The organism is Streptomyces sp. NPDC056169 (assembly GCF_042268445.1).
Lineage (GTDB): Bacteria > Actinomycetota > Actinomycetes > Streptomycetales > Streptomycetaceae > Streptomyces.
In genome coordinates this window covers 260,679-281,636 of sequence record NZ_JBHJUO010000009.1, presented here as the reverse complement: position 1 = coordinate 281,636, position 20,958 = coordinate 260,679, and the positions used below count along the sequence as shown (strand labels likewise).

Sequence of the window (20,958 nt, the reverse complement as noted above, 5' to 3'; positions counted from 1 at the left end):
CATGCGCGCAGGGCGTGCCGGGCCGCGCCGACCGCGGTGGTGTCACGCGATCGGCGGGCGGAACGGCTTTCTGCGGTCAGACGGCGAGTTCGCCGGCCTGGAGCTGCCAGAGAGATGCGTAGAGTCCGTGCTGGGCCAGGAGTTCGTTGTGGGTGCCCTGTTCGGCGACGATGCCGCCCTTGTCCATGACGTAGATGCGGTCCGCGTGGCGGACCGTGGAGAGGCGGTGGGCGATGACGACCATCGTGCGGTCGGCCGCGAAGCCGCGCAGTGTGCGCTGGATGGCGGCCTCGGTCTCGTTGTCCACCGCGGAGGTGGCCTCGTCGAGAATCACGACCGGAGAGTCCTTGAGGATCGCCCGGGCCAGGGCGATCCGCTGCCGCTGGCCGCCGGAGAGCGCGGCACCGCGTTCACCGATCAGGGTGTCGTAGCCGTCCGGCAGCGTCGCGATGAAGCTGTGCGCCTCGGCCATGGCGGCGGCCCGGAGTACTGCCTCGTCCGAGGCGTCGAAGCTGCCGTAGCGGATGTTGTCGGCGATGCTGCCGTCGAAGAGGAACGGGTCCTGGGCGACGAAGCCGATGGCGTGGCGCAAGCTGTGTCGTCGCAGGCCCCGGATGTCTTGTCCGTCGATCAGCACCCTTCCGGACTGGGCGTCCTGGAATCGCATCAGCAGTCTGGCGATCGTCGTCTTGCCGGAGCCGGTGGCGCCCACCAGGGCGGTCACCTGCCCGGCCGGGACGGTCAGCGAGAGATCCTTCAGTGCCGTCGATCGGCCGGGGTAGGCGAAGGTGACCCGGTCGAGGACGATCTCGCCCTGCACCTCGGCGAGGTCGAGCGTCCCGTCGCCGCCGTCGGCCTCGACGGGCAGGGCGCGGAGCCGCTGGACCCGGTCGTAGGAGGCGAGGGTGCGCTGGTACTGGTCGGCGATGCCGCCGAGTCGGCTCATCCGCATCAGCAGCATCTGAGGCAACCCGATCAGCGGGCTGAACACCTCGAAGCGCAGGGTGCCGTTGAGCACCGAACGACCGCCGATCAGCAGGGTGCCTGCCATCGACGCGGTGGTGCAGGACCGGATGGTCTCGGCGTGGCGGCTCGTGCTCCGGTCGGTCTGCCGGCTGCTCTCCTGGACCGCCTCGCTCAGCTCGTCGACGCGTTCGGCCTCGTAGCCCTCGGTGCAGAAGCTCTTGACGGTCGCACCGGCTTCCAGCGAGTTGATCACCTGGCTGCCCAGCCTGGCCCGGGACTCGCCGGTGACGGCGTACTCCGCCGCGGCCTTCTCCTGGTGCTGCAGCGACAGCCAGGCGATGACCGGGATCGGCAGGAACGCGATCCAGGCGATCTGCGGTGCCAGCAGGAGGAACGCCGGCACCAGGAGGGCCAGGCTGGTGACGAGTTGCAGCACGTCGTTGGCCGGGCCGGCGAAGAAGGCGCCCAGCTGGCCGACGTCGTTGGTGAGCGCGCCGGCCACCCGGCTGGTCCGCTCGCCCTCCAGGTGCCCCAGTTCGAGGTGCTGGACGTGTCGGTACGTGCGGCCCCGCCAGTCGTGTTCGATGTCCTGGCCCAGCCGGCGCCACTGGAGGGTCGAGGCGTAGGAAAGGCCCGCCACCGCGGCACAGGCGGCGGCCACCAGCCCGGCCAGGCCCCACAGTTGAGCGGAGGCCGTGGTCAGGCCGAGGCTGACCAGCGGAGCTGCCTCACCCTTGATGAGGACCAGGCCGGTCCATCCGAGGAAGGTGCCGAGCGCCATCTCCGCGGCCTGGCAGGCGACGGACAGGGCGGCGGCGCGGTAGAGGCGGCGTCGGTGCGGACCGACGATCTCCACCAAGGCGTGGCGTTCGGCACCGGGCCCGGCCGCGACCCGGGACGTGTCGACCGTTCCGCGCCACGCCTTCCGGAGGACGACCGCGGTCGCGGCGGCGACGCCGGCCACGGCCACGACCTGCCTGCTCAGCGCCGACCCCTTGACCAGCGCGACCCCGGCCGCGACCCCGCCACCGACGGCGAGTACCGGGCGTACGACCACGCCGCTGCCCGCCCGCGGGGCCTGCGCGGGGGCGGGGTGGGCGGGTGCCGGACGCCCCGCCCCGGTCGGTTCCTCCGCAACCCGGGCGACGGCTCTGCTGACGATCCGGCCGATGTCCGTGGCGCGCAGCCGCATGTCATGCCGGATGAGCATCCCGCCGGTGACCGGGTTGGCCTGGGCCTCGGTGATCCCGGGAATGCGGCGCAGCGTGGCGGCGAGGACCTCGGCCGTCCGGGGTCGTCCGAGAATCAGCTTGATGTCCCAGCGCTGGCGGCCCGGTGTGACCGAGCGTGGGCTTGCACCCAATTCCACGGAGCGGAATCCGGATGCGGCACCCAGTAGCGATGGCATGTGTACGATCACCTGTTTGCGGAGGTCGCGGAATCCGTCACGGACACGACGGAATTACGGCGACGGAGCGGGAAATTCTAGGCGGCAAATCTCTGCGGCCGAACGGCCTGCGAACGGCCGCCGCCCGGGCGCATTCCGCCGAATGTCGATCGGCATACGCGCCTGGCGGCGGCCGTGAGTTCCTACGGGTCGTCAGTGCGCCTTTCCGGCGGCGCTACCGGTGGACGGCGTGCGAATCTTGGGGGTCCTTGCTTCCCCCTTGGTTTCGTGCCCATTGGCGCGCTGGCCGTCACCGGAAGGTCCTCCGGTTTCCCCGGCGGCGATTTGGGCGGCCATCACATCGGCGGCCACTTCGGCCGCGAGGTCATGAATGTTCTCGCCGGCCTCCTCCGCCGCCTTCTTCACCTCCATCGCGATGCCGACGGATGCCCTGACGACTCCACTCACCACTGGCTTGAGCAGGCGTTTGGCCAGCGGCGCGACGATGAGGCCGACCAGGAAGGGCGGGACTAGGGGCGGCAGCATGATGCTCCATCCTCTCCACGATACGTATGGCAGGGAACCCGGGTACGGCGACCACCGGAGCAGCGCACAGCCGGGTGGGTGAAAGCATTCCATCGCGAAATCCGGGATTCACCTAACGAAGCGGGTTCCCGGAAATCGGAACGCGCCGTCCGATCCCGTGATCACCGTAGTGGAACCATGCCCGCCTGGGCCAAATGGATGCCTCTGGGTTCACTCTTGTGAGTGTTCAAGACCATCCTGTGCGACCTGAATTCCCGCATGTTCGTACATGAGTTCACGCGATGGCTTGATTACGTATCCCTAGATTGGCCACATTATTTCCGGGTATTCGAACACCCGCGCCTCACTCTTTGGTTGACTTACCACCGCCAAGCCCGGGTGGCAGCATGACGCCATGCTTCGACGCACCCCTACGGTCGTCCTCGCGGCCGCCCTGACGGCCTCGGCCGTCGCGCTGACCGGCTGTGGTGGTGGCACCATCTCCTCGACGACCACCCCCCTGGTGGACCACGGCACCGTCCGGATCGCCGATGCGAGCGAGACGCCGAGTTTTGACCCGTACTCGACCTTCGGCGCCTCCCAGGCCCGCTACGCCTACGACTCCCTGGTCAACCTCGCTCCCGACGGCACCCTGGTCACCGGCCTGGCCTCCTCCTGGCAGGCCACGGCCACCACGGCCACCTTCACCCTCCGCCCGGGCATCACCTGCTCCGACGGCACCCCCCTCACCGCCTCGGCGGTGGCCCGGGCGCTCACCTACGCGGGAGACCCGGCCAACCAGCTGGCCGGTGCCCGGACCGTCCTCCCTGACGTCCCGTTCACCGCGCGCGCCGACGACGGGACCGGCACGGTGTCGGCGACCGCCGCCGCTCCCTTCCCGTTCCTCACCCGCACTCTCGGCCTGCTGCCGATCGTCTGCCCCGCCGGCCTCGACCGGCCCGATTCACTGGACCGCACCACCCAGGGCACCGGCCCCTACGTACTGACCCGCTACACCCCGGGCGGGCCGTACGAGTTCACCGTCCGCGACGACTACTCCTGGGGACCCGCCGGGGCGACGACCAAGGAACCCGGTCTCCCCGCGCACATCGTCATCTCGGTGGTGCCCCAGACCTCCACGGCGGCGAACCTGCTGCTCACCGGGGGCGTCGACATCGCGCGCGTGAGCGGGCCCGACCGGGCCCGGCTCACCGGCCGCGGTCTTGCCACGGCCGACGTGGCGACCGTAGTCGGGCTGACCTTCTTCAACCAGCGCCCCGGCCGGGTCCTCGCCGACCCGGCGCTGCGCCGTGCCCTGGTCTCCGGCCTCGACCGCCGGGGCCTTGCCAACGTCGCCGTCGGCGGCACCGGCATCCCCGCCACCGACTTCGGCGCCGAAGGCGCCCTCTGCCACGCCGACCTCGCCGACGCCAACCTGCCCGCGCGGAACGCCGTCGAGGCCCTGCGCTCCGCCGGCTGGACCCGCTCCGCCGACGGCCCGCTGACCAAGGACGGCCGGTCGCTCCGGCTCCGCCTGATCACCAGCCCCGACCTCGGCCCGACCCTGGCCTCCGTCGCCGAGCTGATGGCCCGGGAGTGGACGGCGCTCGGCGCCGAGGTCCACCTGGTCAACGAGAGCCTGCCCGCCCTCGTCAACGCCATGTACCAGAGCGCTGACTTCGACGTGGTCGTCGGCAGCACCCCGGGTTTCGCCTTGCCGGCCGGTTTCATCCCCTTCTTCTCCGGTTCCACGCCCGCCCAGGGCCTCAACTTCGCGGGGGTGACCAATCCCGAGTACGACGCCCTGGTCGCCCAGGCCCTCCGGGAGACCGACACGACCGGATGCGGCACCTGGAACCGGGCCGCCGCCGCGCTCTTCCGCTCGGCCGACGCGCTGCCGATCGCCGAAGGCCGAAGCAGCGTGTACGGCTACCGCACCACCTTCGCCACCACCTTCGGCGGCCAGCTCGTTCCCACCAGCATCCGCCTCCACCAGTGACCTGGGGCCCACCATGTCCGTACCCCAGCTGCTGCGTCATCCCTGGACGGTGTTCCTCGGCCGCCGCGGCCTCCGGCTGTTCCTCTCCCTCGGGGTCGTGATCACCGCGTCGTTCGCGATGATCCGCCTCATCCCCGGCGATCCGGTCCGGGCCGCGCTCGGTGTCGACGCCGCCCCCGACCTGGTGGCCGCCCGCAGGCACGCCCTCGGACTCGACACGCCCTTCCTGTCCCAGTACCAGCACTACCTCGGCGGCCTCCTGCACGGCGACCTCGGTACCTCGCTGGTCACCGGGGCACCGGTCGCGGAGCTGGTGCGCACCCGGTTGCCGGCCACCCTGGAGATCGCCGGCCTCGCCTTCCTGGTCACTCTCGCCGTCGCCCTGCCCGGCGGCCTGCTGGCGGCACTCCGCACCCGCGACGGCCGCCGTCCGCGTACCGAGCTGGTGTTCGTCGCGGTCACCGCCGGTCTGACCGGAGTGCCGGACTTCGTCCTCGCCGCCGGACTCACCGCGCTGCTGGCCGTCGGCCTCAACCTGCTCCCGGTGGCCGGTGCGGCGGGCTTCGGGTCCTTCGTCCTGCCCGTCCTCGCGCTCTCCCTCGCCCCCACCGCCGTCCTGCTCCGCATCGTCCGGGTGGAAGCGCTGAAGGTGCTGAACGAGGACTACCTGCGCACCGCCCGGAGCAAACGGCTGTCTTCCGCACGCCGCTACCTCCGGCACGCGGCACCGAACATGGCCTCCGCCGCACTCACCGTCGCCGGGAGCCTGCTGCCCGGCCTGATCGCCGGCACCGTGCTGGTCGAGAAGGTCTTCGCATGGCCCGGCATCGGCTCCGCCATGGCCCAGTCCGTGGCCGCACAGGACTACCCGGTGGTACAGGCCATGGTGCTGGTGCTGGGCACCACCGTGCTGCTCACAGGCCTCCTGGTCGACATGCTGCTCGCCTTGCTCGACCCTCGTTCGGCGATCCGGGAGATGTGATCATGAGCGTTCCATCCGGCCTCCGGCGCTCGCCCATGGCCTGGGTCACCGCGGCCATGCTGGTGTCGCTCGTCGCGCTCGCACTGTTCGGCCCGCTGGTCTGGGGGGCGGCAGCACACCGCCCCGACCCCTCGGCCGTGCTCCAGGGCCCCTCCGCGGAACACCCGATCGGCACGGACAACCTCGGCCGGGACCTGCTCGCCCGAGTCCTGACGGCCGCCCGGCCCTCCCTGCTGCTCGCGCTGGCGGCGGCACTGCTCAGTGCGACCGCCGGAGTCCTCCTCGGGGCCTGCACCGCCGTCCTCGGCCGGCGCGGCCGTCGGCTGACCGCCGGGCTCATCAACCTTCTGCTCGCCTTCCCGGCGCTCCTCGTCGCGATGTTCCTCGCGGTCGTGTTCGGCGCGGGCGCCGCCGGGGCGGTACTGGCCCTCGCGGCGGCGGGCGTCCCCGGCTTCGCCCGGCTCGCCCAGACCCTCGCCGCAGGCGTCGCGGGAACCGACCACCTGGCCGCGGCCCGGGTCCTCGGCCTGCGCCGCCACCGGCTGTTGTGGCGGCATGTCCTGCCCAACATTGCCGAGCCGCTGCTCCTGAGCACCACCACGGCGGCGGGCACCGCCCTGGTCGCGCTCTCCGGGCTGAGTTTCCTCGGTCTGGGCGTCCAACCGCCCGGCTACGACTGGGGGCAGCTGCTCAGCCAGGGGCTCGACCGGATCTACGCAGAGCCGCTGCCCGCTCTCGCCCCGGGCCTGGCCGTTCTCTACGCGGCCCTGACCTTCCAGCTGCTCGGCGAGGTCCTGGCCGGGAACGTCGCGCGCCGCGGCCCGGCGCCGCGCACACCCGTGCGGACACCCACCCCGAGCGGCCCCGCCGAGGACGGCCTGGTCCTCCAGGTCGAAGACCTCTCCGTCGAACTCCCCACCCCGTACGGCACGATCCGGCCGGTACGCGGTGTGAGCCTCTCGCTCCGGCCGGGAGAGATCGTCGGACTCGTCGGCGAGTCGGGGTCGGGCAAGTCGCTCACCGCGCTAGCCGTCGCCGACCTGCTCCCGTACGGTGCCCGGGTGTCCCGGCGCACGCTCCGCCTGCTCGGAGCCGACCTCGCAGCCCTGACGGTGAAGGAGCGGGACCGGCACCTTGCGACGGGCCTGTCGGTGATCTTCCAGAACCCGGCCTCGGCGCTCAACCCGTCCCTGCGGATCGGCACCCAGCTCACCGAGGCCGTCCGGGCCCACCGCGGAACGAGCCGGGCACAGGCCGCTGCGGAGGCCGCCGACGCCCTGCGCCGGGTCGCCCTGCCCCCGGCACTGCTGCGCTCACGTCCGTACCAGCTCTCCGGCGGCCAGCGTCAGCGCGTGATGGTCGCAGCCGGGCTGATGGTGCGACCGGGGCTGATCATCGCCGACGAACCGACCACCGCGCTCGACGTCACGGTGCAGCGCCAGATCACCCGGCTGCTCACGGACGTCCGGCGGGACACCTCCGCCGCGATCCTGTTCATCAGCCACGACATCGCGCTCGTGGGCGAGTTCTGCGAACGGGTGCTGGTGATGTACGCGGGCACCATCGTCGAGGCCCTGCCCGTCGACCGCCTCGCCGACGGCGCCCAGCACCCCTACACCCAGGCCCTGGTCGCCTCGGTGCCGAACCTCGGCGCCGACCGAGGCCGACCGCTGCCGACGATCGAGGGCGCACCGCCCGACCCGCTCGCACTCGCGCCAGGATGCCCGTTCGAGCCCCGCTGCGCGCGACGCCAGGACCGCTGCGCCGAGCAGGCTCCACCACTGGAGGACCTTGATGCCGACCACAGGGTCGCCTGCTGGCATCCGGCCCCGGTGGCAGGGATCCTGGAGACGGTGACCGCGTCATGACCACCCTTCAGGTGACCGACCTCACCGTCCGCCACCCCGGCCCCCGCGACTCCCCGGCCGCCGTGGACGGTGTCTCGCTGGAGATTCCGTCCGGTACGACGCTCGGTCTGGTGGGGGAGTCCGGCTCCGGGAAATCCAGCCTGGCCGGCGCGATCGTCGGCCTCGTCCCCGTGCAGGGTGGCCGGGTCCTCATCGACGGCCAGGAGGTCCGCACCCGCACCGTCCGCGACCGGCGTCGGCTCGGCCGCCTCGTCCAGGTCGTCCTCCAGGACCCGGACACCGCGCTCGACCCCCGGATGACGGTTCGCCAGACTCTCGTCGAAGCCGCCACGGTCTTCCGCCGACTCGACAGGGCCGCCGCCGCTGAGCGCGTCACCGAACTGCTCGGCCTCGTCGGCTTGGACCCACGGCTCGCCGATCGCCTGCCGCGGCAGCTGTCCGGCGGCCAGCGCCAGCGGGTCTCCCTCGCCCGCGCCCTGGCCGTCGACCCCGGCCTGCTGATCGCCGACGAGATCACCTCGGCGCTCGACGTCTCGGTGCAGGCCTCCGTCCTCAACACGATCCGCGAACTGCAGCGACGGCTCGGACTGTCCATGCTGTTCATCGGCCACAACCTGCCGGCGGTCTGCCACGTTTCCGACATCGTGGCGGTCATGCGGCACGGCCGGATCGTCGAGACCGCCCCGACCGAGACGATCCTGCGCACACCGGGGCACCCGTACACCCGAACGCTGCTCGCCTCCGTGCCGTCCCTGCGCACCTCCCCGCGCGAGGAGAGGCCGTCGTGAACCTGGATTCCTCCTCCCGCCGACGCCCGGTCGGGCCCGACTCCGCCGGGATGGTCAGGGGGCGGTGGCGCGGAGTTCCCGCACCAGGTCCCCGACCACGCCGACCACGAACGAGGGAACCTCGTGCGGAAAGTCGTGGCCCGTTCCCTCCGGTGTGTGCACCAGTCGTGAGGACGTCGACGTCGCCAGATACCGGACCCTGCTCCGGAGGTAGAAGCGGCTGATCCGCTCGGCCTCGGCAGCGTCCCCGGCGCCGGCCAGCACCGTCTCACCGCCGATGAGATCCCGGGGTATCACCAGCACCAGCGGGAGGTCCCCGAGATCCCCGTCGTACACCACTGTCTCCCAGCCGACTCTCGCGAGCCCGGACGGCGACAGCTCGGCGAAAATCGACGCTGCGGCGCAGCTCTGCCCGGCACGGCTCCCGGTGCCGCGACGGGCACCGAACAGATCCCGCACCGCCGTCAGCAGGAAGCCGCGACGTATCCGCGCGAGCTGCCGACTGCGCGGCGCGAAGGCGACGACCTCCGGGGGCGTCGGATCGAGCAGGACGAGACCGGCCACCAGATCCGGCCGACGCCTGGCCGCGTTCGCGACCAGCAACCCTCCGAAGGAATGCCCGACGAGCACGAAGGGCGCCTGCTCCCTTGCTCCCTCCAGGGCTGCCCAAAGCTCCTCCGCCTCACCCGCCGTCGTTCTCGGGAAGGTCCCGACATCGCTCCAGCCCGAACCGAACCGGTCGACCAGCACCGACCGGGCTCCGGCCGACAGCATCGTGTGCAGTTCCCGGAAGTCCTCTCCGGGGGCGTGCCCGCCGGGTATCCAGACCACCGTCGGCCCGCTCCCGGCCTCTCCTTCGGCGAGGAGGTGCATCCTGTGGCCGCCCACATCGACCAGCCGCCCCGGCGGCGGGTTCTCCCGCCGCTCGCGGGCCATCAGGACCAGGTGACGAACGGCTCCCACCGCCAGCAGCACACCGACCGCCATGACCAGGGCGCCGAGCACCGTCGCCCACCCCGCCCCCGCTCCGGCCAGCCCTGCGCCCGCCCCCGCCATCAGCACCGCGGCCGGCACCCCGATCCAGTCCCGGCTCAACAGCGCGAGCAGGGAATCCGCAACTCGTCCGTCCCGCCGGTCCCGTCGCATCGGCCCCTCCGCGCAGGTATTCGAGAATCGATCACGGCCAGTATCCGCCCCGCGCCCACTCGGAGCACGGCGAAGCCTTTCCAGTAATGCGACGTCAAGCAGTCGTATCTTTGTGCACTCTTATTGATTAAAAGGTGAACTTCAGATCCGCGTCCCGTGAGATGCTGCGGCGGCATTGCCCTGCGAAGGACCCGGCAGTTCCGGGCATTCGCAAATCGATATCGAGGACGGAATATGGGAATTCTTCGAGGTGCCCCGAACGTGCCCGAGAGGAGCGCCGCGGAGTGACCGTCGCCCTGGATCGGACACTGTTCCACCAGACCGGTGCCGGCCTGCCCGTGCCGTTCGCCGTCGCCGGAACAGGGATGCACCTGCCACCGACGGTCGTCACCAATCAGGAGCTCACCCGCACCCTGGACACCAGCGACGAATGGATCACCAGCCGTACCGGTATCCGCGAGCGCCGCCGTCTGGAGCCACATCTGGCGACCTCCGACATGTGTATCGCGGCCGCCCACCCGGCTCTGGACGCCGCCGGCATCGAGCCCGCACAACTGGACGCGGTCATCGTCGCCACCTACACGGGGGACCAGCCGCTCGTGTCGACCGCACTGATCGTCAAAGACGCCCTCGGTGCCCACCGCGCTCTGTCCCTGGACGTCACCCAAGCCGCCTGCGCCTCCGGCGTCCAGGCCATGCTGATCGCCGCCCACCTCCTGCAGAACCCCTCCGTCAGCACCGTCCTGCTCCTCGCGGCCGACTGCGCTTCCAGGATCACCGATCCCACCGACCGCACCACCGGTGTCTTCTTCGGGGACGCCGCCGCGGCCGTCGTCCTCACCCGTGCCGACACCCCTGGAGCGGGCCTGCTCTCCTACAGCCTGGGCTCCCAGCTTTCCTACGATGTCCAGATCCCCGCCGGAGGCTCCCGGCTGCCCGCCAGCAGCGCCACCGTCGCCGCCGGAGACCACTACTTGTCCATGGACGGCCGCGCCGTCTGGAACGCCGCGACCACCCGCCTGCCCGAGAGCATCACCAGCGCCGCCGACCGCGCCGGCGTGCCGATCGACCAGCTCCGGTACTTCTTCCTGCACCAGGCCAACGTGAACATCCTCACGGAGGCCATGGCCGCCCTGGGCGTTCCCCGCGAGCGGGCACCCATCACCATCGACCGACTGGGCAACACCGGATCGGCAGGCCTGTTCACCGCACTGCACACCACCGTCGCCGAGGGCTCCCTCCTCCCGGGAGACACCTACGTGTTGTCCGGGATCGGCGCAGGCTTCCAGTGGGGAACCCTCTGCCTCCGGCACGCCTGACCGATCCACGGAACTGATATGCCCCGAGGTGGATTGCCGAACCTCGAACCCCGTCGATCCCGGCCGACGCGAGCCTCCGGAATGCGAACCCCTGGGCACAGGGAAGGCGCTGTGTTCCACGGTCGTTTTCCGTCCCGTGGCTCGTCTCTGCTCTGTCCGTTCACGGACGAGTGAACTCTCGGCAATTCCTGAGGCACCCGCTGTCGCGAGCATCAGCATGGGTGGCATGACCACCACACGATCCCGGGCCGAACGGGCCGCACAGGCCCGGGCAGCCGAAGCTCAGCTCGCTACCGACGGAATCGACGGGGTGGTGTTCGGCTGGGTCGACAACGCCGGGCTCACCAGGGTGAAATCCGTCCCGCTCGCCCAGCTCGAACACGCCGCCCAGTACGGCGTCGGCGCCCTACCCTGCTTCGACGTCTCCCTGGTGGACGACTCCTTCACCACCGCGCCTTCGAGTGCCGGCCCGATGGGCGACCTGCGGCTCGTCCCCGACCTCGACCGGCTCACCCCGCTCGCCGCACAGCCCGGCTGGGCCTGGGCCCCGGCCGACCGGTACACCCAGGACGGCACCCCGCACCCCGGCTGCCAGCGCGGCTTCGCCCGCCGGGCCACCGAGGCCGTCGAGCGGCGCGGGCTCTCGGTGCGCGCCGGGATCGAGATCGAGTGGGTGGTGGCCGATGCCGCCGGAAACCCCGCAACGGTCGGGCCCGGATATGGGATGACCCGCTTCATCGAGCACTCCGACTACCTGCGGGAGGTGCTGCGCGCCCTCACCAGGCAAGGACTGGACGTGCTGCAGCTCCACCCCGAGTACGCCGCCGGCCAGTTCGAGGTCTCGGTCGCCGCTGAGGGGCCGGTCGAGGCGGCCGACACCACGATGCTGGTGCGCCACACCATCCGGGCCGTATCCGCCCGGCACGGTCTCCGTGTCTCGTACGCGCCTGTCTTCACCGAGGGTGAGATCGGCAACGGCGGCCACCTGCACCTCAGCCTCTGGCGACAGGACCGAAACCTCGGACACGGCGGCCCCGGCCGCCACGGGCTGCACCCTGACGCCGAGCACTTCTTCGCGGGCGTACTGACCGAGTTGCCCGCTCTCCTCGCCCTCGGCGCGCCCAGCGCCGCCTCCTACCTGCGCCTGGTCCCCTCCCGCTTTGCCGGGGCCTACCGCTGCTGGGGCCTGGAGAACCGTGAGGCGGCGCTGCGTCTGATCGCCGGCTCCACCGCCGGGCAGGCCAACGCCGAGTTCAAGTGCTTCGACGCCACCGCCAACCCGTATCTGGTGATCGGTGGCGTGCTGGCCGCCGGACTCGCCGGTCTCGACGCAGGCCTGCCCCTGCCTCCCGAGACCCGGAGCGACCCCGCAGCCCTCGGCAGCGTCGAACGCCTCCCGGCGAGCCTGCCGGAGACGACCGACGCGTACGAGAAGTCCACTCTGCTTCGACAGGCACTCGGCGCCGAACTGTACGAAGCCGTGCTTGCCGTCCGGCGGGCGGAGGCAGAGCTGTTCGCGACGCGTACCGACGCGTACGTCATCGAGGCGGCGCGCTGGCGGTACTGACGCGCGGATCACGCGACGGCCCAGGGGAACCCGGAGAGGAAGGACAGCGCCCCGGTGGCCGGTCAGGATCGGCGGACCACGCCGGGGACGGAACCATCCGCGTCAGCCCGCTTCTGCTCTGGGAGAGGACCCGAGACGCGGCTCGTGACAGCGATCTCCACGGGCTTCACCATGTAGACCGCCTCGGTGCCGTAGCTCGCGGGCAGCCCGATCCCGGGCTGGGTGCGGTAGCCCAGCGTGGTCCACAGCACGGGCGATCCGTTCACGGCGACCAGAGAGAGCGTCTGGTACGAAGCTGCCCGTCCGGTCTCTTCCAGGCGCTCCTGCATCCGGCGAGCCAGACCCCGACCGCGCGCCCGCTCGGCGATCACGAGGTCGTGGAGGTGCAGGTTGCTCCCCTGCACCGCGCCTTCCTCGGCCAGGCTCAGGTCAGGGCAGCGGAAGAGCGGGTACGGCAGGGCGAGCAGGTAGCCGCCGAAGCCGCCCGCGTGCTCCAACACGAAGCAGGTCGAGGGCGAGGCACGGTGCCGGGAGCGCAGCGCCACCTCTCCCTCGGACAGGCCGCTCGCCGCGTAGGTGCGTTCCTCCAACGCCACCAACTCGTCCCAGTCGCCCTCCTGTAGCAGCCGGATCCGGGTGTCGGTCATGCGCCGTCTCCTTCCGGAGCCGTGCCGCCGATGCAGGTGTACGGCAGCGGCGAGAAGCCGTTGAACCCCTGGGTGGCGTAGGCGGCGGCGTACGCACCGCAGGAGTGGACCCAGACCGGGTCGCCGGACGCGATCGTGCGCGGGACGCGCACCATGCCGTCCTGTGCGTACGCGTCGTCGCTGTCGCAGGTCGGACCGGCCACCACGGCGTTGACGAACTGCCCGTCGGGGCGGGCCGGGAACTCCAGCCGGTACTGCAACTGGTCCATCTCGTAAAGGCCGTTGAACTTACCGCAGCTGAGGTAGAGCCAGTCCTCACGGGTGCCGTCGAGCCGATGGCGGGACGTGAGCCGGGCGACGTGGGCACGGATCGCGCCGTGGTCGGCGACCAGGTGGCGGCCGGGCTCCAGCAGGAAGTTCAGCGGAGCGGCATTGACGGCGCGCAGCCGTTCCATGCCTTCGCGGATCACCGTGAACATCTTGTCCAGCGGCGGTTCCAGTGGCCGGCCGCGCCGGTCGAGGACACCCAGGGCGGGCAGCCCACCACCGAGGTTGACCCGGTCCGGAACGACGCCGTGCCGGTTGAGCCGCTCCAGTAAGGCGGCCAGTGTCTCGATCGCCTCGCCCCAGGCCTCGGCTGTCATCTGCTGGGAGCCGACGTGCACAGACAGACCGGAGGGCACCAGCCCGGCGGCCCGGGCGGCAACGAGCACCCGCAGGGCATCCTCGGGTGAACAGCCGAACTTGTGGCTCAGGCCCCATAACGCGCCGTCGCCGGTCGTCGCGATCCGGCAGAACACCCGCGACTCAGGGGCGTGTTCGGCGATTGCGGCGACGTCCTCCACGCTGTCGGTGGCGAAGTCGCGCACGCCCAGCCGGTAGGCCTCGGCGATGTTGCGGTCGGACTTGACGGTGTTGCCGTAGTGGACCGCTTCGGGGGCCACCCCGGTGCGCAGCGCCTGGGTGATCTCCTGCGGGCTGGCCGCGTCGAAGCCGGAACCGAGGCGGGCGAGGTGGTCGAGCACCTCCTCCACGGGGCAGGCCTTCATCGCGAACCGGATGGCGACGCCGGGTAGTTCGGCGCGCAGCGCGGTGTACTGGCGGCCGATGCCGTCCAGGTCGTAGATGATGACGTCCTCGGTGGCGGCGGCGAGGGCGGCGCGCAGGCCGGGACGGTCGTGCCGGCCGGGGTGGCGGGCGGGGGGCTCGTGCACTGGGGCCGACGCGGTCAGGGTGCGGTGGCCGGTGCTGCTACGGTCGGCCGTCCGGCGCTGCTCGGCGATATGACGCGTGTCGGTGGCCTGAGGCCTCACGTGTGAACTTCCAATCCGATGGTCTGATCGATGCCAGGGGCTTGCCGGCATCCACAGGGGAAACGAGACGGGCGAAGGTCGGTTATGACGCCTGCCCCGGCTTTTCACCTCGCCGCGCTCCCTGCGCCACCGCGTCATGGAGAGCGTGGTATCTGCGCGAGACGGTGCGAGCGAGGCCCGGTACCGCCAAAGTCGACGACTTTCAGATGGCCTGTGAACTCAGCGGCCTTTGCGTGACCGTCCTCGATGCCTGACAGCGGACGCGCGGGCATCCTCATCCCGGATCGAGGACTTCGGGGGCCGATCCCCCTCTGCGGAGGCTAGGGCCTGTCCGGCGGATCGTGGCCGGGGTCGGGGCAGAGGGGGATGACGCCGGGTTCAGCAGGTGGTGGGTGCGGTCCTGTTGACGAAGCGGTCCGCGAGCCAGGGCAGTCCGTCGGCGCTGGTGGCTTCGGTCGCGGCGATGTGGCCGGGGACGATGTTGCCGGAGAACTTCACCGTCGTACCCAGGCGGCACCAGTCGGCGGCAAGGGTCTTGGCGACCTGCTGGGGGATGACGTCGTCCAGGGCGCTGTGGGAGAGCAGGACGGGCACGGCCGGCCTGCGCTTGCCGAGCTGCTGCTCGGCCACGATCGTGTCCCACGGGACGCGTCCGAGGCGCTCGGTCAGAGGGCGCCCGTCGACGGTCAGGAAACGCGAGTTGAGGAAGGGGTATTTGGCGAGGGCCTGCGTCGTGCACAGGTTGTCCCGCAGGTCGTTCGTCACGCGCTTGCCGTGGGCGGTGAGATACGGGCCGATGTCGATGCCGTACGAGGTGGCCAGCCCCGAGAGCGCGTAGTTGAAGAACGCCCCATAGGCGGAGCCGTCCATGCTCGCGGCCACCTTGTTCATGTCCGCGGGCGGAGCGCCGACGACCGCGCCCCTGATCTTCAGCTCGGGCGCGTAGGTGGGGGCCAGCTCGGCTGCGGATGCTGCCGCGGCGCCACCCTGGGAGTAACCGTAGAGCGCGACCGGACCGGCGTCCGGCAGATCCACGGCGTCCAGACGCTGGGCCGCCCGGACCGAATCCAGGACCGCGCGGCCCTGCGCCTCGCGGTCCAGGTAGGTGTGGACTCCGGGTGTGCCGAGCCCCTGGTAGTCGGTCACCACCACGGCATAGCCCTGGTCGAGGAGCTTCTTGATGGGCAGCGCCTCGTACTCGGTGCCTTCGGCGAGCTGCCGGGAGGGGGCGCACTTGTCGGCCAGGCCCTGGGTGCCGGGGGCGAAGGCGATGATCGGGCGCTGGCCGGCGCGGGGAGTCGTGGGGCTCAGCACGGTGCCGGTGACGGCGATGGCCCTCCCGGTGCGGTCGGTGGTGCGGTACATGATGCGGTGCACGCTCGCCTTGACCTTGATCGCCTTGAGCGGGTCCAGGTAGAACACGGCCGGCTCCGAGCTGATCGCGTCGCCGTTCGCGGCGGGCCGGCTCGTCGGACGCAGGGTACGCGGCTGGTCTGCGGCGGCGGCCGCCTCGCCGGAGGGCACGGTGAAGGTGAGTACGGCGGAGGCTGCGGCGGTGAAGGCTGCCACGGCACGCCCGCCCAGGGCGCGACGACAAAGCACGAGGGCTCCTCGGTCAGGGAAGAGGGAAGATCCACTACCTATCCGAGGTCGGGCGGTCGACCGTGTAGATATACCTGAGTGTCGCGTTTTGCTCTGAACTCCTTTTATGCGGTAATCACCCCTTTGCGACCACACGTTGACGTTCTTTCAGATGCCCTTGGCGGCCGGGACGGACTGGGTCGCGCCGCGGCCCGACGAGTAGACCCCCGGCGCGGCCCTCGTTGGGGGGCGGCGGGCCGGGGGTCCTGTCCCTGTCGGTTCCGGTCAGCCCGTGCCGAAGGAGAGCCATGTTCCGACAAGCCCCTGCTGCCCCGCCCCGGGAACGGACCAGTCGCAGACGCCGTACGGGAAGATCACCTTCAGTGCGCTCAACTGCACGTCAGTCACCGGTGTTTGGTAGTCATCGGGGGTCACGGGACGCTTGCGGCACTTCACGATGTCGTTGGCCACATCGGCGCCGGCGACCATCCGAGGCGAGGTCCACACCGGGTAGAGCGTGTTGCACGCCGTATTGCCGATGCCCTCGACCTGCGGCTCCTCGATCTTCTGCGCGCCGATGCCACGCGTCCAGCAGGCATCCGTGAGGCCCGTCGGCCGATTCCGGACAATCTTGTCGATGGGGGCGCCGTCCCCCGCGTCCCCCTTGATGGCGGTCAGCCACCGGTCCATGTCGGACACCATCCCGGCGAGCGTGAACCCGTGGCCGCTGGAGCGGGTCAGCATGACCTGGTTGGCGTGGGTGCCGTTGGCCTTGTCCAGTCGTGCCCGGGTGGAGAACGAGTGGAAACGCATGTGCATGTCACCGGTCGCCGCATCGTCCACGTAGTCGCGGTAGTCGATGATCGGCACGTTCGCGAGCCCGCCACCGCCGTTGAGCAACCGGCCCGTGCGATAGGCGAGCCGCACCGCCGCGAGATCGGCGGCGGTACGCGCGGCGACTGGCTTGGCGTCGGAGTCGAGTCCGCCGATACGCCGGTTCAGGTCGATGAACTGGTCCATGTCGATGGTGCCGTCGTTCAGGGCCTGGAGCCCGTACTGGATCCCCGTGTTGTCCAGCGGCCTGCGCGCCTTCCCGGTCTCCGGGTCCTTGCCGTACACGTTCACGGTGTGGCTGTAGACGTCACAGCGCGCACCGCCCGGGTTGGTCGCGGGGTCGTAACGCTGTGCCGCGGGCAGCTGGGCCGGGCAGTACACCGTCGGGTCGATCCGTCCGGCCGCCCTGGCCAGGCTGCCGATGCTCTCCCACTTCCCGAACCCGGAGACCGCCCGCTGCTGCTCCTGGGTGAACGCGTCGGGCGCGACCTGAGTGAAGTAGTGGTTCAGGAGCTGCGCGTCGCTGAGCGTCTGGACCGTCCCGAAGCCGACGTCGGGGAAGCTGCAGCCGGAGAGGATTCCGTCGAGCAGCCCCGGGTAGTTGTCGGCGATCTGATGGGTCTGGTACGAGCCGCCGGAGCAGCCGTTGCCGATGGTGAAGGCCGGTTCGCCGTACGTCTCCACGAAGTGTTCCTTGACCATGCTCATGGTCTCGGCGGCCAGGACGTCGTTGCAGTTGTTGCCGAAGACGTTGAGGGAGGACGACGCGACGCCGTACCCCTTGCTCAGATACGCGTCGTTCATGATGCCGACGGTGTTGCGGCCCTGGACGTACCAGCCGCCCGCACAGCCCCCGCCGAAGCCGTACACCAGCCGCCCGTTCCAGCCCGGACCGCGCTGCAGCGGGTCGGGGTCGGGGGACTGCGGATCGTGCAGTACGGCCGTCTCGTAGATGGCGCGGTTGATGGTGCCGGTCTCGACGCGGACGATGTACGGGACCTTCACGCCGGTACTCGTCGTGGCGGTCGCGAGGTCGGCGGGGCGTACGGCCGGGTCGGGCAGGGGGACGAACTTGCCGGCCGTGGTGCGGTACATGTAGTCGACGCGGGTCTTGATCGAGCAGTCCTGGTCGAGCGGCGGCCCGAGGGTGACGCCGGTGATCGTCTTGAACTCGGCGGTGTCACAGACGAACGGCTGTTCGTGCGGTCCGGAGAAGATCGGGCCGGTGACCGGGTGGTTCTTCAGGGTCAGTTGCCCGGATTCCGCCCCCGGGGCGCTCGCCGTGAGGAGGTTGTCACCTTGGGACAGCTCCTTGACCACGCCCGTCAGCGCGTTGTCGCCGGAGGGCCGGAAGGCCGAGGTCACATCCCGGCCGCCCACCTCGACCCGTACCGTGCCGGCCGGTGTCGACGCGGGCACCTCGACGCGTATCAGGGCGTCGTCGCCCGACACCGTGCCGGGCCGTGACGACAGGGCCGTCACCTGGAGCTGCCCGCCGTCCAGGCTGCTGGCCGGCGTCGCCGCCGCGCCGACCAGTACGCCCATGATCGCCAGACCGGCAAGGCCCAGCCGGGCCGGTCTCCTCGTGGCTGCGGTGAAAGTCACGATGGAATTCGCCTCACTTCCTGAGTGGGATTGCGTACTCGATGTCCGGACGCGGCAGGTCACCAGTTGGTGAACGCCCCGTCCGCCGCGCGCAGATGAGGCCGCTCGGCCGCGGTGGCCTGGTAGCGGCGTGCGGCCTCCCGGTCGATGTCGACGCCGATGCCCGGGAGTTCGCTCATCTCCACCCGACCCGGAACGATCGTCGGCCGCGCGGTGAACAGCGCGGCGATCTCCGGATCCGGATCGGTCTGGTGCTCCTGGATCGCCACATTCGGGCAGGCCAGATTGAGCTGGAGCGACGAGGCGGCGGTCACCGGCCCGAGCGGATTGTGGGTGGCCAGCTTGATGTGATGGGTCTCCGCCATCGCCGCGATCTTCTTCGCCTCGGTCAGGCCCGCGGCCACCCCGACGTCCACGCGGGCGTAGTCGATCAGGTCGCCCTCGATCAGGGTCCTGAACTCCCATTTGGAGCCGTACTGTTCGCCTGCCGCCAGCGGTACGCCGGTACGCGCCCGCAGCATCCGGTAGCTGTCCGGGTTCTCGCAGCGCAACGGGTCCTCGACGAAGTACGGGCGGGCCGCCTCGATCTCCCGGCACAGCGTCAGCGCCTCCGGCGGATCAAGCCGCGTGTGGACGTCGAGGATCAGCTCCACCTCGTCGCCGACCGCGTCCCGCACCTGGTGGAAGAGGTCCACCGAGTCCCGCAGGCAGCGGCGGGCATCGAGGGTGTCGTCCGCGTCGTGCGGCGAGGCGAACCGCAGATGGCGCCAGCCCTCGGCGACCAACTCGCGGCAGCGGTCCAGGAACCACTCGCGGTCGTGGTAGCCGTCGCCGACGTGCACATAGGCGGGTACGTGATCACGTACCCGGCCGCCGAGAAGTTCATGGACCGGTACGCCGAGCGCCTTGCCGCGGATGTCCCACAGGGCCACGTCGACCGCCGCGATGGCGGCCCCGAGGATGCGGTCGGCGGGAAAGAAGCCCCGCCGGAACATCACTTGCCACAGATGCTCGATCCGCCGCGGATCCTCGCCGACGATCAGCTCCGCGAGATGCTCCAGGCCCCCCGCGACCGCCCGCTGCCGCGATCTGATGCCGACCTCGCCCAGACCGTGGATGCCCTCGTCGGTGTCGACCACGACCAGCATCATGCTGTCGCCGTGGTCGGGGAGGGTCAGCACTTCCAGGCCGGTGATCTTCATTCCGCTCCTCTATGAAAACGTTCCCGCAACGTCAGCATCATTCTCGGGAACGCATCATTGGGGGCAGTCGAGCCCCAGCGCAAGACCCTTGCAGTGAGTGGGATTCTGTCGACGATCAAGTCGTGTCACACGTCTTGACACTTCCCGGGAACGTTCGCAAGCATCAACCGCGTTGGCAGGATTCAGACGACGAGGAGGCCGTCCGTGGGAGTCACGATCCGGGAGGTGGCGAGTGCCGCCGGTGTCTCCGTCTCGACGGTGTCCCGTGCGTTCACCGCGCCCGACCAGGTGCAGCCGGCGACCCGGCAGCGCATCCTCGACGCCGCGGCCGAGCTGGGCTACTCCGCCAATCCGGCGGCGCGTTCGCTGCGCGGCGGCTCCACCGGAACGCTCGGCCTGATCGTCCCGGACATCGCCAACCCGTTCTTCCCGCCGATCATCAAGGCGATGCAGGCCCGCGCCCGCCGTCTGGGCTACACGGTCCTGGTCGCCGACAGCGACGAGCGCGAGGCGGACGAACTGGCCGTCATCGCGGCCGTGTCCAAGCGGGTCGACGGCCTGATCCTGTGGGCCTCGACCCTCACCGAGGGGCGCCTCCATGAACTCGCGGGCCGGATGCCGCTGGTGGTGGTGAACCGCCACGTCCCCGGGATCCCCGAGGTCCGCATCTCACTCTCCGCCGGGATCGCCCAGGCCGCCGAGCTGCTGAAGGCGTACGGTCACCGGCGCTGCGTCTTCGTCAACGCCTCCCGCGCCGAACTGAGCCGCGGCAAGTCCATCCAGGAGTCCTTCGAGGCGCTCGACCTCTCCCTGCACGAACTCGGCCCGTACGAGCCGAGGTTCGAGACGGGTGTGCACGCCGCCACCCTGGTCGCCGCTCACGAGGCCACCGCCGTGATCGCCCACAACGATCTCGTCGCCCTCGGCGTGCTGCACCAGATGGCCAACCTCGGCATGAGCGTGCCCCGCGACGTGAGCGTCATCGGCATCGACGACACCCTGCTGGCCTCCGTCTCCACCCCCGGCCTCACCACGATCAGGATCGACCCCGAGGAGATCGCCACCCGTGCGGGTGACCTCCTGATCGAGACGATCGCCAGCTCAAGGGAGCGTAAGGCCAAGGGACTTGATGCCACGTCCCCCATCGTGGAGATCGGCTCCCGCCTGATCCCCCGTGCTTCCACGGGCCCCGCGCCCACCCGCTGATCCCTAGCGAACACAACACCGCA

The 20,958-nt window shown here is 70.7% G+C and carries 15 protein-coding genes; 7 read left to right on the top strand and 8 right to left on the bottom strand.

Annotation, left to right across the window (positions count from 1 at the left end):
* Window positions 1–76: 76 nt before the first annotated feature.
* The gene (locus ACFC0G_RS17135; protein WP_376403848.1) at window positions 77–2,335 is read right to left on the bottom strand and encodes an ATP-binding cassette domain-containing protein; all 2,259 of its coding nucleotides are present in this window, start codon (window positions 2,333–2,335) and stop codon (window positions 77–79) included.
* Window positions 2,336–2,566: 231 nt separating this feature from the next.
* Complete coding sequence (locus ACFC0G_RS17130) at window positions 2,567–2,899, bottom strand: DUF5132 domain-containing protein (RefSeq protein ID WP_267042172.1); 333 nt, start codon at window positions 2,897–2,899, stop codon at window positions 2,567–2,569.
* Window positions 2,900–3,293: 394 nt separating this feature from the next.
* Here ACFC0G_RS17130 and ACFC0G_RS17125 point away from each other — a divergent pair, with 394 nt between their 5' ends.
* The 4 genes from ACFC0G_RS17125 to ACFC0G_RS17110 are packed head-to-tail and all read left to right on the top strand — an operon-like array spanning window position 3,294 to window position 8,515.
* Window positions 3,294–4,877, top strand: coding sequence for an ABC transporter substrate-binding protein (locus ACFC0G_RS17125; RefSeq protein ID WP_376403845.1), 1,584 nt, complete (start codon window positions 3,294–3,296; stop codon window positions 4,875–4,877).
* A gap of 13 nt (window positions 4,878–4,890) precedes the next feature.
* Window positions 4,891–5,859: an ABC transporter permease gene (locus tag ACFC0G_RS17120; protein ID WP_376403843.1), complete on the top strand. Its 969-nt coding sequence runs from the start codon at window positions 4,891–4,893 to the stop codon at window positions 5,857–5,859.
* A 2-nt stretch (window positions 5,860–5,861) separates the two neighbouring features.
* The gene (locus tag ACFC0G_RS17115) at window positions 5,862–7,727 is read left to right on the top strand and encodes a dipeptide/oligopeptide/nickel ABC transporter permease/ATP-binding protein (RefSeq protein WP_376403841.1); all 1,866 of its coding nucleotides are present in this window, start codon (window positions 5,862–5,864) and stop codon (window positions 7,725–7,727) included.
* Window positions 7,724–8,515 carry an ABC transporter ATP-binding protein gene (locus tag ACFC0G_RS17110; protein ID WP_376403839.1) on the top strand — a complete coding sequence of 264 codons (792 nt, stop codon included), beginning with the start codon at window positions 7,724–7,726 and terminating at the stop codon, window positions 8,513–8,515. The genes ACFC0G_RS17115 and ACFC0G_RS17110 overlap by 4 nt, the downstream gene beginning before the upstream one ends.
* Window positions 8,516–8,569: 54 nt before the next feature.
* Here the strand turns inward: ACFC0G_RS17110 and ACFC0G_RS17105 are convergent, their stop codons facing one another.
* Window positions 8,570–9,661, bottom strand: coding sequence for an alpha/beta fold hydrolase (locus tag ACFC0G_RS17105; protein ID WP_376403837.1), 1,092 nt, complete (start codon window positions 9,659–9,661; stop codon window positions 8,570–8,572).
* A gap of 284 nt (window positions 9,662–9,945) precedes the next feature.
* On the opposite strand from ACFC0G_RS17105, the gene ACFC0G_RS17100 reads away from it, so the two are divergent.
* A complete protein-coding gene (locus ACFC0G_RS17100; protein ID WP_376403835.1) occupies window positions 9,946–10,980 on the top strand; it encodes a 3-oxoacyl-ACP synthase III family protein in 1,035 nt (344 codons plus the stop codon).
* Between the two features lie 226 nt (window positions 10,981–11,206).
* Complete coding sequence (locus ACFC0G_RS17095; RefSeq protein ID WP_376403833.1) at window positions 11,207–12,547, top strand: glutamine synthetase family protein; 1,341 nt, start codon at window positions 11,207–11,209, stop codon at window positions 12,545–12,547.
* Window positions 12,548–12,609: 62 nt separating this feature from the next.
* On the opposite strand, the gene ACFC0G_RS17090 is transcribed toward ACFC0G_RS17095, so the two are convergent.
* From ACFC0G_RS17090 to ACFC0G_RS17070, 5 genes are all read right to left on the bottom strand, one after another.
* Window positions 12,610–13,194: a GNAT family N-acetyltransferase gene (locus tag ACFC0G_RS17090; RefSeq protein ID WP_376403831.1), complete on the bottom strand. Its 585-nt coding sequence runs from the start codon at window positions 13,192–13,194 to the stop codon at window positions 12,610–12,612.
* Entirely contained in the window at window positions 13,191–14,408 is a 1,218-nt protein-coding gene (locus tag ACFC0G_RS17085; RefSeq protein WP_376403936.1) for a type III PLP-dependent enzyme, read from the bottom strand. Before ACFC0G_RS17085 ends, ACFC0G_RS17090 begins: the two co-directional genes overlap by 4 nt.
* Before the next feature lie 477 nt (window positions 14,409–14,885).
* Entirely contained in the window at window positions 14,886–16,076 is a 1,191-nt protein-coding gene (locus tag ACFC0G_RS17080; protein WP_376403829.1) for an alpha/beta fold hydrolase, read from the bottom strand.
* Window positions 16,077–16,373: 297 nt separating this feature from the next.
* Window positions 16,374–18,527 carry a DUF6351 family protein gene (locus ACFC0G_RS17075; protein ID WP_376403827.1) on the bottom strand — a complete coding sequence of 718 codons (2,154 nt, stop codon included), beginning with the start codon at window positions 18,525–18,527 and terminating at the stop codon, window positions 16,374–16,376.
* A gap of 59 nt (window positions 18,528–18,586) precedes the next feature.
* A complete protein-coding gene (locus ACFC0G_RS17070) occupies window positions 18,587–19,729 on the bottom strand; it encodes a mandelate racemase/muconate lactonizing enzyme family protein (RefSeq protein ID WP_376403825.1) in 1,143 nt (380 codons plus the stop codon).
* Window positions 19,730–19,933: 204 nt separating this feature from the next.
* On the opposite strand from ACFC0G_RS17070, the gene ACFC0G_RS17065 reads away from it, so the two are divergent.
* Entirely contained in the window at window positions 19,934–20,935 is a 1,002-nt protein-coding gene (locus ACFC0G_RS17065; protein WP_376403823.1) for a LacI family DNA-binding transcriptional regulator, read from the top strand.
* Window positions 20,936–20,958 lie beyond the last annotated feature (23 nt).